Source organism: Echinicola sp. 20G (genome assembly GCF_015533855.1).
Classification (GTDB): Bacteria; Bacteroidota; Bacteroidia; order Cytophagales; family Cyclobacteriaceae; genus Echinicola.
This window is the reverse complement of sequence record NZ_AP024154.1, coordinates 1,613,090-1,630,487: the sequence shown is the minus strand read 5'-3', so window position 1 is coordinate 1,630,487 and position 17,398 is coordinate 1,613,090. Positions and strand designations below refer to the sequence as shown.

General features: G+C 41.4%; 10 protein-coding genes. 3 read left to right on the top strand and 7 right to left on the bottom strand.

Features of this window, described 5'->3' with window-relative positions; all coding sequences use genetic code 11:
• Positions 1 to 96: 96 nt before the first annotated feature.
• The 4 genes from JL001_RS07235 to mfd form a co-directional block, all read right to left on the bottom strand.
• Complete coding sequence (locus JL001_RS07235; RefSeq protein ID WP_200975455.1) at positions 97 to 2,898, bottom strand: YCF48-related protein; 2,802 nt, start codon at positions 2,896 to 2,898, stop codon at positions 97 to 99.
• A gap of 191 nt (positions 2,899 to 3,089) precedes the next feature.
• Positions 3,090 to 5,528, bottom strand: coding sequence for a prolyl oligopeptidase family serine peptidase (locus tag JL001_RS07230; RefSeq protein WP_200975454.1), 2,439 nt, complete (start codon positions 5,526 to 5,528; stop codon positions 3,090 to 3,092).
• A 156-nt stretch (positions 5,529 to 5,684) separates the two neighbouring features.
• Complete coding sequence (gene gldJ, locus JL001_RS07225; protein WP_200975453.1) at positions 5,685 to 6,914, bottom strand: gliding motility lipoprotein GldJ; 1,230 nt, start codon at positions 6,912 to 6,914, stop codon at positions 5,685 to 5,687.
• Between the two features lie 169 nt (positions 6,915 to 7,083).
• Complete coding sequence (gene mfd, locus JL001_RS07220) at positions 7,084 to 10,434, bottom strand: transcription-repair coupling factor (protein WP_200975452.1); 3,351 nt, start codon at positions 10,432 to 10,434, stop codon at positions 7,084 to 7,086.
• 202 nt (positions 10,435 to 10,636) lie between these two features.
• Between mfd and JL001_RS07215 the strand changes: the two genes are divergently transcribed.
• From JL001_RS07215 to hflC, 3 genes are all read left to right on the top strand, one after another.
• Positions 10,637 to 11,248, top strand: coding sequence for a cytochrome C oxidase subunit III (locus tag JL001_RS07215; RefSeq protein WP_200975451.1), 612 nt, complete (start codon positions 10,637 to 10,639; stop codon positions 11,246 to 11,248).
• Positions 11,249 to 11,325: 77 nt separating this feature from the next.
• A complete protein-coding gene (gene hflK / locus JL001_RS07210) occupies positions 11,326 to 12,306 on the top strand; it encodes an FtsH protease activity modulator HflK (protein WP_200975450.1) in 981 nt (326 codons plus the stop codon).
• Entirely contained in the window at positions 12,303 to 13,241 is a 939-nt protein-coding gene (hflC, locus tag JL001_RS07205) for a protease modulator HflC (protein WP_200975449.1), read from the top strand. Before hflK ends, hflC begins: the two co-directional genes overlap by 4 nt.
• A 65-nt stretch (positions 13,242 to 13,306) precedes the next feature.
• Here the strand turns inward: hflC and JL001_RS07200 are convergent, their stop codons facing one another.
• Genes JL001_RS07200 through JL001_RS07190 form a run of 3 tightly spaced genes read right to left on the bottom strand, consistent with a single transcriptional unit; the run spans position 13,307 to position 17,334 of the window.
• A complete protein-coding gene (locus tag JL001_RS07200; protein ID WP_200975448.1) occupies positions 13,307 to 14,827 on the bottom strand; it encodes a GH3 auxin-responsive promoter family protein in 1,521 nt (506 codons plus the stop codon).
• Between the two features lie 4 nt (positions 14,828 to 14,831).
• Entirely contained in the window at positions 14,832 to 15,563 is a 732-nt protein-coding gene (lptB, locus tag JL001_RS07195; RefSeq protein ID WP_200975447.1) for an LPS export ABC transporter ATP-binding protein, read from the bottom strand.
• 1 nt (position 15,564) lies between these two features.
• Entirely contained in the window at positions 15,565 to 17,334 is a 1,770-nt protein-coding gene (locus tag JL001_RS07190; RefSeq protein ID WP_200975446.1) for a DHH family phosphoesterase, read from the bottom strand.
• Positions 17,335 to 17,398 lie beyond the last annotated feature (64 nt).

Below are 17,398 nucleotides of genomic sequence, written 5' to 3'. Positions count from 1 at the left end.
AATTGATGCACTATTTATTCTAAAATCATCTTACTAGACTGAATATTCAATTGTGATTTCAAATATACTCACGCGTATATTTTGGTCAGAAAAACGTTATTTTATCCACACTTTATCCACCGTTTTTCCTGCGCTTGATTCAACCACAACAAACAACACTCCTTTTGGTAAATTCTGTATATCAAAATCAAATATCCCCAAACCAGGCGTAATTTTCTGTAAACTTTGACCAAAAGAGTTCATCACCCTGATTTCCTTGATATTACCCACTCCTTTCACCGAAATGTGGATATCTCCTTCTGATGGATTCGGATAAATTTTTACAATGGTATTTTCCTCTTCATTTTCTATCGCAGTGATTAAATTGACATTTACATTTAGGCTCTGGCTTTGCCCTTCATTACAGGCATTCATAGGAGTCACTTTCAGTTCAAAATCACCTTCCTTCTCCCAACTCACCACCACACTATTGGTGCCTTGACCACTGATGATATTTCCTCCACCTCCAGTTTCCCATTGGTAGTTGATACCTGATACAGCTGGCACCTCATAAGCTTCTTCCACCAGCCCCACTTGAACTGACCCTTGTATTACTCCAGGCTGCTCAGGGGATTGGATCACGGTAATGGATTTGTTCAAATCAGGTCCTTGTCCACAAGCGTTTCTAGCAAACACGGTAAGATGTTGTTCTCCCAACTCCGTCCAATCTACCGTGATATGTGCGGTACCCTGCCCAGATTGAATCGCTCCGCCTGTAACTTCCCAAACATATTCAGTTCCAGCAACAGAATCCACTTCAAAAGGCTGTGTACTCCCATAACAGGCCACTCCATCACCAATTACCTCCACAAGCTGCTTAGGCTCTTCTGAAACTAATACTTCCAAAGCAGTGGTAGGACCTTTTCCACAAACATTTTGTCCTTGTACCAGAACCGCATTTCTCCCAGGAGTATTCCATTCCACGATTATCCTATTGCTGCCTTGCCCTTCCAAGATCTGTCCACCATCTACACGCCACTCAAAACTCAAATCACCTACTGCTTCATCTTGGACAGTGTAGATTTGCTGGCTCATGCAAATGTTATCCAAGCCAAAAATATCACTGGTAGCCTCTGGCAATAGACAGCTATATTGATAGAAAATACCATTTTCGCCTACTGCATAACCTGTATTGACATCTCCAAAACTGATGGCCTTAAAATCCTGAAAAGTATTGGTAGAAACCTCCTCCCACGAAAGGCCCTGATCCATGGTCTGTATAATCAAGCCCTTGTCTCCCACAATAAAACCAACCTCCCCATCCAGAAAGTCAATGCCTTTAAAATCACTGTTAAAATTAGTGTTCAGCTTTTCCCAATTAGCCCCTGCATCAGAAGTCTTGTAAAGAACGCCTGAATTTCCTGCTATCAGGGCAGTTTGCTCATCCAAAACCACCAAGCTATTTAAATCATTGGATTCAGTTAATGAAACCTCTTCCCAAACATCATTACCAGTAGTTCTAAAAAGCTTACCCTGCTCCCCGATGATGAGTCCTATTTGGTTGTTAAAGAAATTTACATCCTTAAAATTGACACTTCCTGTTCCTTCCTGAATGGTTTCCCAATTTACCCCTCTATTTTCCGTTTTAGCAATGTAACCACCCTCACCGACTATATAGCCTACATCTGTATCAAAAAAGTGGAGACCATACAAGTTCTTTTCTGTATTAGGGTTTAAAGCTGTCCAAGAGCCACCTGAATTGGTTGTGTTTAAAATAGTGCCTCCATCACCCACCACATAACCAAATGCTGCAGTTTCAAACTCAATATCATGAAAATCCACATCCAAGGGCCTTGAGCGATCTGTAAAGGAAGTACCTCCATTGGTTGTCAACAGGACCAGGGCTTCTTCGCCGGCTATATACCCCCTAACATCTGTAACAAAATCAATGGCTGAAAAATGATTATTTCTACCAGACATCCGAAGGGACCAAGAGCTGCCGGAATTGGTGGAAGAAATCAGCACACCACTATTGGCCACCGCAAAAACTGTATTGGAACTTAATTTATAATCAATCCCTGCTATGTCTTCAGTGGTTCGGCTAGTCCTCTCTACAAATGTTAGCCCAGCATTATTGGTATATAAAACAATTCCTCCTTCTCCACCGATTATACCGATATTGGCATTACTCTCATTAAAAGCTACTCGATGATAATCATAGTTGGTTCCGCTTTGGATATATGCCCAGGACAGTCCTGCATCAATGGTCTTTAAGATCGTTCCATTATCGCCGACGGTATATCCTGTTGTATCATTAGAAAAATGCACATCATTTAGCCGAAAGCTCACAGGGGTGCTTATGCTTTGCCAACTTGCTCCACCATTGGTAGTTTTTAGGATTTTAGCAGCTGAAGTTGCAATATACCCGGAGTCAGCATTCACAAAATAAATAGAATTCAAAGAAGCAGTTGTCCCAAGGCTTTGCTTTGTCCATGTATTTCCACCATTTTCTGAAACCAATAACTGCCCAGCTTCTCCAGCAACCAATACTTTATTTTGACTAATAAATTTAACAGAATAAAAGTTCTCTGAAACACCTGAGGTTACAATAGTCCATGAATTTCCACCATCGCTAGTCTTGAAAATCAAGCCTCCTTCACCCACCATTAGTCCATTATTGTGATCAAAAAAGTCCAAAGTCAGCATCTTTGCATCAAGAGGTGCTTCTTGCTCCACCCAATTCTCCCCTCCATCCACAGTCTTAAGGATAATCTGATCTCCTGAAATATAAGCCACATCGTCATTGACCCAATGGATATCGGTGAGCTCATTTCCCCAACTTCCAACACGTCTCCAACTTTGTGAAAAAGAATAATGGCAAATTATCAGTGTCAAAAATAACAGTAGAGTTTTTTTCATACCACACTCAAGTGTTTAAAGCGAATCACTTGCAAAAATAAATGTAAATTCTTCATAATCCACCAAGTACCATGAAGTTTGCTATCCTTTCATTACAAGTAATTTACAAAAAAATCCCACAGATACCATCTCGTGGGATTTTCAATATATTTCTTTCTATGATTCAATTAATACTCAAATCTGGGAGTAACTTATTCAGCACCTTTATTTTTAACCCACTTATCCAACCATTCATTCATTTCATAAAGTGTGTGCAAAATCGACTCCCGACCAGCATAGCCATGGCTCTCATTAGGCAAGAACACCAATCTGGCCGTAGCCCCATGGCCTTTCAAGGCATTATAGTAACGCTCTGACTGGATTGGGAAAGTACCTGAATTATTGTCTGCCACTCCATGGATCAAAAGAATTGGTGTTTTGACTTTATCAGCATGCATAAATGGAGACATATTAAAATACACATCTGGAGCTTCCCAATAAGTACGCTGCTCATATTGGAAGCCAAAAGGTGTCAACGTCCGGTTATAAGCCCCACTTCGGGCAATTCCTGCCGCAAACAAGTCACTGTGGGAAAGTAAATTGGCGGTCATAAAAGCTCCGTATGAATGCCCTCCCACCGCAATCCGATCTCGATCACCAATTCCTCGCTCTACAATATAATCTATGGCCGCTTCCGCATTCGCCACCAACTGTTCAATAAAGAAGTCATTGGGTTCTTGGTCACCTTCTCCCACAATGGGCATCTCTGTACGGTCCATGATCGCATATCCTTGAGTCACCCAATATAGTGGTGTTCCCCAATACAAGCGCGTAAACTCATATTTTGAACCTCTTACCTGTGCGGCTACTTCTTTGGATTTATATTCTCTCGGATAGGCCCACATCAATACCGGTAGAGGACCATCCTTTTCAGGATCATAGCCCTTTGGGGTATAAATGGTGGCAGAGAGGTTCAAGCCATCGTTACGCTCATAAGTCACCAACTCTTTTTGGATGCCTTTCAGAGAAGGGTATGGGTCTTCAAAATAAGTCAGCTGAATAGGTGCTATTCTCTTTTTTGTATTGACCAGCCAATAGTTTGGTTGGATATCTGTACTTTGCTTGCTGGTAACAAAAGTTTGACCTTTATCATCCAACACTTTCACTACTTGCTCATAGTAAGGCGCCTGACATCTCCAAAGAATCTCCTGTTCCTTATTTTTTACATCAAAAGTGGAGAGGAAAGGCATGCTTCCTTCTGGTGAACCACCTTCGCTGGTCATAAAAATCTTATCGCCTTTTCTAAGCAAAACATATTCACCAAATTCATTGGTGGTGTAGACAGGGTCTCCCGGATCATTATAAATGTCTGAATAACTCCTTTCAATGATCACTTTCTTTCCTGCATCAGGATTGCTAGGGTTGATCAAAGAACGTTTCTCTTGTCTACTGGCAAACCATCTCTCATTCAATATTGCAAAATCATCATCAGACCAACTGATTCCACCAAACCTTAGGCTGGTAGAAGCTAGTTTCTTTTTTTCACCAGTAAATGGAGCCATCAAAGTATAGACGATATCTCTTTCTTCAATTTCCATTTTTGGATCTCCACCATCTTGAGCTTCCGCCCAATATAATGTAGCTGGCTTGTCCCTTCTCCATGAAATATTCCTTGGTCCGGTAACCGTGGCATCAAAACCTGTTGGCCTTTCTTCATCTAAAGGTATTTCTGCGATCGTCTTTTTACTACTTCCATCAATACTCCAAGCCTCCACATCATAAGGAAATCTAGAAGCTGGCACTAAATATGAAAACGGTTTTTGGATCATCTCTACCAATACATAGCTCCCGTCCGGTGACAAGTCCATGGATTTGTTCATATTGGGCGTACCCAAAGGCTTCATTCCTCCATCTAAATCCACAATCATCAACTGCGAATCCATAAAGTAAGCAAAGAGTCTTTCATCATATTCATTTTCCAAAAGATCCTGATAGGTCCTGCTTGGCGCCGCATTGCCAGAAGTCTCTTGAATAATAGGCCCAGCAGGAACAATTGGTTTTTCAGGCTGAGAGCCTCTATTCGGGTTCACTGCTTTGATCAATAAGCTGTTATTCGGCAACCAGGTATATGAATTGCCATATACTTCATTTAATATCTCACCGGTAAGCGGCTTGGCTTCCATTGTTTCCAAATCAGCAACCCAAAGGCTAATACCTGCCTTACCCACAACACTAATGGCCAAATACTTTTCATCATCAGACCAGCTTACGCCGTCTATCTTTACATTTTCTGGCAATCCTTTTATAGCAGTCTCTGTACCCTTTCCAACTTCCTTTACCTTTATGCCACTATAACTAGATGACCTACTTGGTCCATTGGTCACTGGATTGATACGGATTCCTCCAATCCTCAATTCTGGCTGTGAAACTTCTTCGATGGATTTGTAACCCGGTCGCTCTAGAATCAGCATCAAGTCGCCTTTCTTGCTAAAATAAACAGAAGGGGTAGTAGGCGCATCCACCAGCTCCAGTATCTCCTTTGGCGGTAATTTATAACCAGAATGCTCTTGGGCTTTCAAGCAGCCCATGGAAAGCAACAATGTCACCAATAGACACGAAGCTCTCTGAAATAAGTAAAATTTTTGGATCATATTCTTAGCTGTTTACCTCTTGAAATTACAAAAATTCAATTTTCGATCTACTTTCAAGTAGATAAGCTTCTATAAAAAATGATAAACGGCAAAATAATTTAAAAAAAGAAAAGGCCAGATTTCTCTGGCCTTCATAACATTAAAATATCTTATTGATTATCTATCATCTGCCCCTACAGAGATCATCGCACATCTAAATCCAATACTGTTAGTAGCAGAATCCTGATGCATAAACCTTCTGGTTCCTGGAGATAACCAGTAGGCTACATCCTTCCAAGACCCTCCTTTATACACACGGTAATTGTCATCGATCAAAGTAGTACCATATGCTTCAGCTTCATCGTTGGTACCATCCCTTCTAACAGGGTTCAAGTCTTCAAAGTCTTGGTAAGAAAGTGGACGATAAACATCTTCTACCCACTCATTCATGTTACCAGACATGTTGTACAAACCGAAATCGTTTGGAGGAAATTCATAGACGTTGGCAGGAATGATCTCTCCATCATTGGAGATGCCACCGGCTATACCCGCATAATCACCACGTCCACGTTTAAAGTTGGACAAATAGTCTCCTTGACGGGATTTTCTTTTCACATCATAAGGATTTCTAACACCTCTGCCATCCCAAGGATAAATACGGCCATTTTCTTGGTTTTCATCCAAATACTGGGTTCCGATCATTGCCTTCGCTGCATATTCCCATTCTGCCTCATTTGGCAAACGGTAATTAGGCAAAACAACTCCACGCTCTATCAGCATGTTTTTGCTCATGGTCGAATCCAGTTCATTCTCTTTTCTATAAAGCTCATTGACATAGATCGTTCTCCATGTGGCATAAGCATTTGCTTGATTCCAAGTCACTCCAGCTACTGGGTAAAAGTTAAACCCTGGGTGTCTGAAATAATAAGTGGAATAAACATCATTGTAAGAAAGGGCCTCTTTCCACACATCCTCTCTTGGCTCCAATTTTCTAATAGAATCCGCACTTACGCGACTTCTCATGTTGAAAAGGAATTCTTTGTAATCCACATTGGTCACTTCGGTCTCGTCCATATAGAACGAAGCAACGGTAACAGTCCTTTCGACATTATCCCGAAAAGCCATCACATCCTGCTCTTGGGTTCCCAAGACTGCACGACCACCTTGGATGTACTTTAATTTAGGTCCAACTACCTGATCTTTTAGCTTGACAACTGTAAATTGTGTCGTGTCTTCAAGGTCAAAGTTGAACTCTGCTCCAGTGGAAGCACTGACCTTACCCGGGTCACCGGCAGTCCTTCTTCCGTACGTTGGCCCACTGTTTTTCGCACAAGAGGCCATAAATGCCATTGATAACACCAAAAATGCACCAACTACAGAATTTAGATTTTTATTGATTTTCACCATGCTATGGTTTGTTTTTACCCTACCTAAATATAATGCTAATATATAATCAATAATGACTTATCACAATACTTTTTATACTCCATGACTTCTTAAAGCCATTCCCTTTCAATATAAAAGAACATCTGAAAAAGCACAACAAATAAAGTATTTGAAAAGATAAAAGCAAATTCTATTTACTCATATCTCCCAACCATGACTTCGCCTTATCCACTGACTTGACACCACTTATCGTAAGAATTAAACGATTTTTGTGTTCTTTTATTTTGCAATATTTGCCATGTACCTGAATAAACTTAATGATATTTCCGAAAATTGGCGATCTAAAATAACTTTCCCTTGTACTCGGCACAAAGTAACATTTCATCAATCCGCTTTTCAAAACCAACTTTTCAAAACCTAGCTTCTCTGCCAGCCAACGTAACCGAACCGTTTCAAACAAATCCTTAACCACATCTGGTATCGGTCCAAATCGATCCAGTACTGACGCAGCAAATTTCTCAAGCTCTTCTTCTGTTTTAATATTGTCTAGCTTGGAGTACAAACTCAGCCTTTCCGAAATATTGGTCACATATTCTTCAGGAATCAACAACTCCATATCAGTTTCAATCACACAATCCTGCACCAGGATCTCTACTTTCTCCTTCAGGTCTTCCTCAAACAGGGCTGCAAATTCATTTTCCTTTAGCTCCTGAACCGCCTCATCCAGAATTTTATGATACATCTCAAAACCCAGATCAGTTATAAATCCACTTTGCTCTGCGCCCAATAGGTTCCCCGCTCCTCTAATATCCAAGTCCCGCATGGCCACTTTAAAACCATCTCCCAGATCAGAAAACTCCTCCAAAGTCTGCAACCTCTTTCTTGCCTCTGCTGTCAGGCCAGACATGGGAGAAGTCAACAGATAGCAATAAGCCTTTTTGTTGCTCCTTCCCACTCTTCCGCGCATCTGGTGCAAATCACTCAAACCAAACATATGGGCCCTATTGATGATGATCGTGTTGGCATTGGGTATATCCAAACCGGACTCAATGATATTGGTCGAAACCAACACATCATATTCACCTTCTATAAAGCTAACCATTACTTTCTCCAATTGTTTGCCATCCATCTGCCCATGAGCTCCAATGACTTTAGCATCCGGCACCAACCTCATAATCAAGTTGGCAATGCTGTCAATTTCCCCCACTCTATTATGTACGAAGAAAACCTGTCCCCCGCGTCTTAGTTCGTTGGAAACAGCATCCCTGATCACTTCTTCTTCGAAGCTGTGGATCTCTGTGGTCACTGGCTGGCGGTTGGGTGGCGGGGTAGCAATGACCGAAAGGTCTCTCGCTCCCATGAGAGAAAAGTGAAGGGTCCTCGGAATAGGCGTCGCAGTTAAAGTCAATACATCCACATTGACCCGAAGCTCTTTCAATTGGTCCTTGACTTTTACCCCGAACTTTTGTTCTTCATCAATGATCAATAAACCTAGATCCTTGAACTTAATGTCTTTATTTACAATTCTATGCGTGCCAACCAAAATATCTATCTCACCAGATGTTACCTGCTGAGTAATTTCTTTGACTTGTTTGGTCGTTCTGAAACGGTTGATATAGTCCACTTTTACAGGAAAATCACCCAACCTGTCTTTAAATGTCTGGTAATGCTGCATGGCCAAAATAGTGGTAGGCACCAAAACTGCCACCTGCTTCCTGTCATTGATAGCCTTAAATGCTGCCCGAATGGCCACTTCGGTTTTTCCAAAACCAACATCACCACAAACCAACCTGTCCATTGGATAGGGCTTTTCCATGTCATCTTTCACATCACCAGTAGCAGAAGCTTGATCTGGGGTGTCTTCATAAATAAATGAACTTTCTAGCTCCACTTGAAGAACACTGTCTGGAGAATATTTATAGCCTGGAGCATTCTTTCTTTTGGCATACAATGAAATCAGGTCTTTAGCAATATCCTTGACCTTCCGCTTTACCTTCTTCTTTTTGTTTTCCCACTCAGGTGACCCCAGCTTGGACATAGATGGCATAGTCCCCTCTTGTCCGGAATACTTGGATATCTTATGCAGAGAATGGATGTTCACATAAAGCAAATCATCGTCTCTAAACACCAACCTTACCGCTTCTTGAAGGTTGTCATTGATTTCCACTTTCTCCAATCCTGCAAAACGGCCCACTCCATAATCCACGTGAACGACATAATCTCCAGGTTGAAGGGTTTTCAGTTCTTTTAAAGTAAGGGCCTTGGTTTTGCTGGCCTTTTGGTTCGATTTGTAGCGGTGAAAACGTTCAAATATTTGATGATCAGTATAGCAGGCTATCCTCACAGAATGATCCAAAAACCCTTCTCTCAAACTGATAGGCATTGACTGGACTTTCAGAGTAGGATCTAGCTCTTGAAAAATATTCTGAAGCCGCCCTACCTGTTTCTCACTCTCCGAACAGATAATGTTCAATAAACCTTTTCGCTCATTGTCGACCAAGTTTTCCACCAGCATATCAAACTTCTTGTTGAAAGAAGGCTGTGGTTTGATGTCAAACTCAAAACTTTGGGCATCCTTTAAGTGAAACTGGTTGCCAAATTCTAGTTGTGTAAATTTTTCAGCTGACTTCGAGAAGCTGGCCCCATTATCAAATAAGCCCTCGGGCTTCAGAAGTAATTCTTTGTTGCCGGTTTGCCCAACTATCTGATCAAATTTCTGACTGGCCTTGTCAAAGTTATCGTCCAGCACATCATAAGTAAGTTGGGTGTCCTTGAACCAAATCAAGGCATTTTCAGGAAGGAATTCCACAAAGGGCTGCCTTACCTCCTGCATCAGCTTAGTCTGAACATTGGGGATGATGCTGATCTGGGAAAGCTGCTCCACCGATAGCTGCGTTTCAGCATCAAAAGTCCTGATACTCTCAATTTCTTTTCCGAAAAGTTCTATCCTATACGGCTGTTCATTGGCATAGGAAAATACATCAATGATTCCTCCCCTGATGGCAAATTGGCCAGGTTCATAGACAAAATCTGTCTTTTCAAAATCATAGGTAGCCAGCAGTTCAGCAATAAATTCCGTATCGACCTTTTCTCCCACCTTGGCCGTGAAGGTATTGTCCTTAAGGGATTTCTTATTGATTACCTTCTCATAAAGTGCCTCAGGATAGGTAACAATGATCTCCCGCTCCTTTTCCTTGGACAATACTTTGTTCAGGATTTCAGCCCTCATCAGCACATTGGCATTTTCCACTTCATCGTAATGATATGGCCGCTTATAACTGGATGGAAACAACAAAGCTTCTTGCCCACCCAATAAAGCCTGCAAGTCACTGGCAAGATAAGCCGCCTCTTCCTTGTCGTGTGCAATGATCAGCTGTGTGCCTTTATGCAGCTTTGCAAAAGTGGCCACCAGCACCATATCCATACTTCCTGAAATTCCTTTTAACTGAAACCTTTTGTCCTTGCCACCTAGGATGGTGGTAGCAACAGTCTTTATATAAGAATCTTGTTCGTAAAGAGTGAGAAATGCTTTTTTATCCAAAATCTTACTTTCTTCTTGAGTAATGCTTAAACTTCCGCAAGTTAGGAAAAAGAAGCCTCTTTATGGAAATGTAACACCCGAAGTCACTAGGCAAATAAGATAATACTTTCATTCTTCCAGATCTTGCAACCAAAAGCACCCAAATAAGGTTATTAAGCCAAAGTAATAAAACCAAAAGGGCGACGGGAATAGCATGGTCTATATGAAAACTAAGACAGATGATGGCTGGATCCAGAAAATGGAAAAGATGCACCCTTATCAGACCATTGTTTATTTGGGTATGATAGGAAGTGGATTGATTTTCCTATTTCTTACCATAGCTTTTCTCTCCTCTTTTTACCCTCAAAATAACCTTGAGGTGTATCAATTGCCCACACCATTTTGGCTCAGCACTTTTGTTTTAGTAGCCTCCAGCTTTTTGATCAATAGATTGATTCATTTCTATCACAAAGGAAGACCGTATCACCTTGAACGCTTTCTATGGGTGATATTCAGCTTGGGACTTCTGTTCACTGCCCTACAATTCTGGGGCTGGAGTGACCTGAACCAACAAGGAATTGATTTTACAGGGATTCCCAGTGGTAGTTATTTATTTGTATTGACAGGCATTCATATTTTACACCTTTTGGGTGTTTTGATCTTTGTGATCGTACTACTTTGGGAAGTCCATCAATCCGTCTTGGACCCAGTAAAAGACTTGGTTTTCATCACCAACCCTTTTGTGAAGATGAAGCTAAAACTGTTTATTACTTACTGGCATTTTGTGGACTTCATTTGGCTGTTGCTTTTCATCCTCTTTTCCATAGCGTTCTAGCATTTTTTACCATTTACTATGCTTATTCCAATATTTTTTTCAAACTTCAATTCTCAAACAACCAAACTTTTAATTCTATGGCAAATAGAAACTTTGAGGTCAATATAGATCCGAGCTGGATTAAAAAATACCTCAGGAAAATTATCTTAGGACTTATCTTACTCTATGCGGCTTTCAGTGCGATATATACGGTGGGACCAGAAGAAGAAGGTGTAGTAGTCCAGATGGGAAAATACAATAGAACTGTACAACCGGGCCTTAATTTCATCCTTCCTTTCGGAATTGAAAAGATATACAAAATCCCTGTCCAGAGGCAGTTAAAACAGGAATTTGGATTTAGGACTTCCTCAGCAGGTACTCGCTCTGATTATGTGAAAGATGGTTATCGGGATGAATCCACCATGCTTACAGGTGACCTCAACCTCACGGATGTGGAATGGGTAGTCCAATATCGAATCAGTGACTCCTACAAATACCTTTTTAAAGTAAGAAACGCTGACAAAACACTTCATGACATGGCTGAAGCAGCCATGCGGCAAATCGTAGGGGACCGAACAGTCAACGAAGTAATCACGGTGGGAAGACAGGAAATTGCTTCCAGCGTGGAAACTTTGCTTCAGCAATATTGTGACGAATATGAAAATGGTATCCGGATCGATCAAGTGGTATTGCAGGATGTCAATCCACCAGATCCTGTCAAACCATCATTCAATGCCGTAAACGAAGCACAACAGGAACGTGAAACGCTAATCAATAAAGCTGAAGCAGACTATAACCGAATCATCCCACGGGCGAGGGGAGAGGCCCAAGAAACCATTGAACTGGCCGAAGCTTTTGCCCTCAACCGGGTAAACAGAGCCAAAGGTGAAGCGGATCGATTCAACTCACTTTTCAAAGAGTACATCAAAGCACCTGAGGTCACCAAGCAAAGGATCTATTTGGAAACCATGGAAAAGATTCTGCCTAAGCTGGGCAATAAGGTCATAGTAGATGAACAAGGCAACAATGTTTTGCCTCTTTTAAATCTGGATACTAAGAAAGGAGGGACTGAAAAATGAACAGAAAGTTAATTTTATATATCGTTTTAGGACTGGTTCTAATCATTGCGATCAATGGCAGCGTGTATATTTTGGATGAGACGCAACAAGCCATTGTCACCCAGTTTGGAAAGCCTGTGGGGGAACCAAGAACTACTCCCGGACTAAATTTTAAAATACCATTTCTGCACAAGGTACAATTCTTTGACAAGCGCTATTTAGAGTGGGATGGAGATAGAAACCAAGTACCTACAAAAGACAAAAAATTCATTTTTGTAGATACTTACGCCAGATGGGAAATTACCAATCCGCTGCAGTTTTTTATCCGACTTCGGGATGAGAGATCTGCCCAATCCAGGCTGGATGACATTTTAGATGGAGAGACCCGCAACGCCATTGCCAGTCACAACCTTTTGGATGTGGTGCGGTCAACCAACCGTGATCCGGAGGTAACAGAAGATTTTATGGAGGAATTGGAAGTGTTGGAGGAAATTTCCGTAGGTAGGGCTAAAATAGAAGAAATTGTCCTGGCCAAGGCCAATGAAAGAACAGCTGACTTAGGAGTGAGGGTTTTGGACTTTAAGTTCAAACGCATGAACTATGTAAATGAAGTTAGAGATAGAGTGTATGATCGAATGATTTCTGAAAGAAATCGAATTGCAGATCAATTCCGTTCGGAAGGTCAAGGGGAGGCGCGTAAAATCCAAGGGGACAAGGAAAGAGATCTCGCCCAAATCCAATCGGAAGCCTTTAGAGAAGCAGAAGAAATCAAAGGCCGCGCTGATGCGGAAGCAACGGCTATCTATGCGGAAGCATATAATCAGAACCGACAGGCAGTAGAGCTTTATAAATTCTTAAGAACCATGGAGAGTTTTGAAAAATCTATGGATGAAAACACCAGTATTATCCTTTCCACGGACAGTGAGTTTTTCCGCTATTTAAATAGTTTAAGGTAAAATTCAGCAATTGGAGCAAAAAAAGGGAGGCAGAATATTATTTCTGCCTCCCTTTTCCTTTTAAATCACCCTATCATTTCAATAATTCCATCAATATATTCCCGGTTGTTGGCCAACCTGGGGACCTTATTTTGCCCACCCAGTTTACCTCTCGACTTCATCCATTGTTCAAAAAGTCCTTCTTGGGCAAAATGTATCCTGGGCTTGTCCAAAGCCATGTCTTTATAGCGTTTGGCATCATAATCGGAATTGATCTCGCGCAAGGTTGCATCCAGCTTTTCTACAAATAGCGTCTTGTCATCAGGTTGCTTACTGAATTCAATCACCCACTCATGTGCCCCTTTGCTATCCGAGCTATCAAAATAAACAGGAGCAGCTGTAAAGTTGACAATGATGGAGTTTGTGGCATCAGCAGCTACCTCAATCGCTTTTTCGGCATTCTCCACAATCACTTCTTCCCCAAATGCATTGATAAAGTGTTTTGTCCTTCCAGAGATTTTGATGCGATATGGCCTGATAGAAGTGAATTTTACTGTATCGCCAATCTTGTAGCGCCACAGCCCTCCATTGGTGCTGATCAACAACGCATAGTTTTTACCCAACTCAACATCTTCCAAAGGAATCACTTTGGGATCTGACCGATCCCACTCTTCCATGGGGATAAACTCATAATAAATCCCATAATCCAACATCAACAAAAGCTCATCAGAATTCTTTTGATCCTGAATCCCAAAAAATCCCTCTGAGGCATTATACGTTTCCATGTAATGCATCTTATCAGAAGGAATCAGCTCCTGAAACAATTTCCTGTAAGGACCAAAAGCCACTGCGCCATGGAAGAAAACCTCCAAATTCGGCCACACTTCAAGAATGTTCTTCGAATTCGTCAATTCCATAATCCGCTGCAACAAAACAATGGTCCAAGTAGGAACACCCGAGATACTGACTACATTTTCGTCCATTGTTTCATGGGCCATCTTCTCGATTTTTTCTTCCCACTCACTCATCAGCGCTGTCTCCAAGCTTGGTGTTTTGGCGAGTTGAGCCCACATGGGCAGATTCCGCATAATCACCGCTGATACATCTCCATAATAACTATTCTGGTTCACATCCAACTTATTCACCTCACTACTCCCTCCTATGGCCAAACTTTTCCCAGTAAAGAGCTTACTATCAGGATAATTATTTACATAAAGTGAGAGCATATCCTTGCCTCCTTTGAAGTGACAATCTTCCAGTGACTCTTGAGAAACAGGGATGAATTTACTCCTACTGCCCGTGGTACCTGAAGACTTGGAAAACCAATTGATGTCCGTGGGCCATATCACATTCTGCTCACCTCTCATCGTCTGTTCGATATAAGGCTGCATTTGCTCATAATTATGGATGGGAACTTGATTAATAAAATCCCTATGAGACTTGATATCAGAAAACCCATATTTCTTTCCAAACTGGGTTTTTCTTGCTGTTTTTATAAGGTCAAAAAAAATGTCTTGCTGAACTTCAATTGGGTTTTCCTTGAAGTTATCAATCTGACCGATCCGGATTTTGAAAATCCAGGTCATAAAAGTATTCAGTACGTCCATAAATTTAAATCTTGCGTTTCAGCTCAAAGTGTTTACCAAGGTAAACCTTCCGAACCTGCTCATCGGCTGCTAGTTCTTCTGCAGTTCCCGCTTTGAGCAACTTACCTTCAAACATCAGGTAAGCACGGTCGGTTATTGAAAGGGTTTCGTTTACGTTGTGGTCGGTAATCAAGATACCAATATTTTTATTTTTTAATTTCGCTACAATGGTTTGGATTTCTTCCACTGCAATGGGGTCTACCCCTGCAAAGGGTTCATCCAATAACACAAATTTGGGATCCACAGCCAAAGCCCTAGCTATTTCGGTTCTCCTTCTTTCTCCACCAGAAAGAACCATGCCAAGGTTTTTGCGGACATGCGTAAGGCTAAATTCCTCCAAAAGCTCTTCCATTTTTTCCCTTTGGGCAACTTTCGAAAGCTTGGTCATCTCCAGCACAGCCATGATATTTTCTTCCACAGACAATTTCCTGAACACGGAAGCTTCCTGAGCCAAATAACCAATTCCACGCTTTGCCCTTCGATACATTGGTAAAGGAGTAATGTCCTCCTGATCTAAAAATACCGTTCCACTGTTGGGTTTGATCAAACCTACGATCATATAAAATGAAGTTGTCTTTCCCGCTCCGTTGGGCCCCAAGAGCCCTACAATCTCCCCCTGCTCTACCTCTACAGAAATATTATTAACTACTTTTCGGCCTTTGTATATTTTGATCAGGTTTTCTCCTCTAAGTTTCATCTCAATCGAATTTTATATCCTTTACGTACAACTGTAAACTACTGGTATTGCGGAAGGTATTTTCCCTTACTTCAAATGCAATATTGAAACGCATTTTGCTTCTCAACATTTCATAGTAAGTAGCAAAGCCAAAAGCAATACATACTGGAGTAGTCACTTGACCATCTTGTACGATTTCAAACTTCAGGTGTTTATCTTTTAGTACTTTGATATTTTGTGCGTAAACTTGATTGGCACAAAAGATAGGCTCTGGATTCCCAGGACCAAAAGGCGCCATTTGGCGCAAAATATTATAAAATTTATAATTAATCTGATCCAGCTCCAACTCATCGTCAATCTCCAACACGGGCTTGGTATGGATCTCAGAAATTCTCCGACTCACCACTTCTTCAAATTTATCTTGAAAGGCTGGCACTTTATCCAACTCCATGGTTAAGCCTGCAGCATACTTATGTCCCCCAAATTGCTCCAGCAAGTCACTGCATTCGCTTATCGCTTCATAGATGTCAAAATCATAAACTGACCTTGCACTGCCGGTTGCTTTATTGTTGGATTCTGTCAAAATGATTGTGGGCCGGTAAAACTGCTCAATACAGCGTGATGCCACAATCCCGATGACCCCTTTGTGCCAATCTTCCTTGTACAGCACCGTGCTTTTATAAGGCTTCAACTGTTCCCGGTCCTCAATCATCTGAATTGCTTCTTTGGTGATATTCTCATCAAAGTTTTTTCTGGCTGCATTGACATCTTCCACCAGCTCTGCCCGCTGGAGGGCATCCATGATATCTTTGGAGATCAACAGCTCTACAGACGCTTTTGCATGCTCCAGTCTTCCAGAAGCATTGATCCTAGGGCCTATCCGAAAAACAATATCAGAAATTTCAATGTCCTTATCCGACTTCAGCTGCAACATTTCCCTTTGGAGCAATTGTCGGTTTTCCTGTAATTCATTGAGACTTCTTTGGCCTTTGCCTGCGAGGATCAATGCCATCAAGCCCGGTCTTGGATTATTGTTCAAACGCTCCAGACCATAATGCGCCAAAATCCTATTTTCACCAGTAATGGGAACAATATCCGCCGCTATACTTACTGCCACCAGATCCAACAAGCCAAAAAGGTGACTGGCATTTTTACCTGTACGCTCTGTAAAAGCTTGAATCAATTTAAAACCTACGCCACATCCACTGAGTTCTTTATAAGGATACTCACAATCCAGTCTTTTGGGATCTAAAACAGCCAAAGCCGCTGGAAGCACCTCTCCTGGAGTATGGTGATCACAAATGATAAAGTCCAGTCCGAGGCTATTGGCCAAATCAATTTTTTCTAAAGCCTTGATGCCACAATCCAATGAAACGATCAACTTAAAATCATTTTCGGCAGCAAAAAGTACTCCTTTCTCCGATACACCATAACCTTCTTGGTATCGATCAGGAATATAAAAATCCACGTAGGGATAAAATTCCTTTAAAAACCCATAAAAAAGTGCCACAGAAGTAGTCCCATCAACATCATAATCTCCGTAGACCAAGATTTTCTCCTCATTATTCACTGCCTCCACAAGCCTGTCAACCGCTTTGTCCATGTCCTTCATCAGGAATGGCGAATGGATCTTATCCAAATCGGGCCTAAAAAAATCTTTGGCCTGCTGAAAATCACCCACTTCCCGATTGGCCAACAAATTGGCCAATGTTGGATTTACATTGATTTCGCTGCTAAGGGATTGAACGGTTTCTTGATCTGCTTTACTTTTTATTTCCCACCTAAACTCCATGCCGCCTAAATTACTAAACTAAACCGCTTCTTTATTAAAAAAATTTGCAATTATTTAACCCTTA

Coding starts and splice junctions, on each gene's coding strand:
- JL001_RS07235 (WP_200975455.1), bottom strand. CDS start 2,898: ATGAAAAAAACTCTACTGTTATTTTTGACACTGATAATTTGCCATTAT.
- JL001_RS07230 (WP_200975454.1), bottom strand. CDS start 5,528: ATGATCCAAAAATTTTACTTATTTCAGAGAGCTTCGTGTCTATTGGTG.
- gldJ (WP_200975453.1), bottom strand. CDS start 6,914: ATGGTGAAAATCAATAAAAATCTAAATTCTGTAGTTGGTGCATTTTTG.
- JL001_RS07215 (WP_200975451.1), top strand. CDS start 10,637: ATGAAAACTAAGACAGATGATGGCTGGATCCAGAAAATGGAAAAGATG.
- hflK (WP_200975450.1), top strand. CDS start 11,326: ATGGCAAATAGAAACTTTGAGGTCAATATAGATCCGAGCTGGATTAAA.
- hflC (WP_200975449.1), top strand. CDS start 12,303: ATGAACAGAAAGTTAATTTTATATATCGTTTTAGGACTGGTTCTAATC.
- JL001_RS07200 (WP_200975448.1), bottom strand. CDS start 14,827: ATGGACGTACTGAATACTTTTATGACCTGGATTTTCAAAATCCGGATC.
- lptB (WP_200975447.1), bottom strand. CDS start 15,563: ATGAAACTTAGAGGAGAAAACCTGATCAAAATATACAAAGGCCGAAAA.
- JL001_RS07190 (WP_200975446.1), bottom strand. CDS start 17,334: ATGGAGTTTAGGTGGGAAATAAAAAGTAAAGCAGATCAAGAAACCGTT.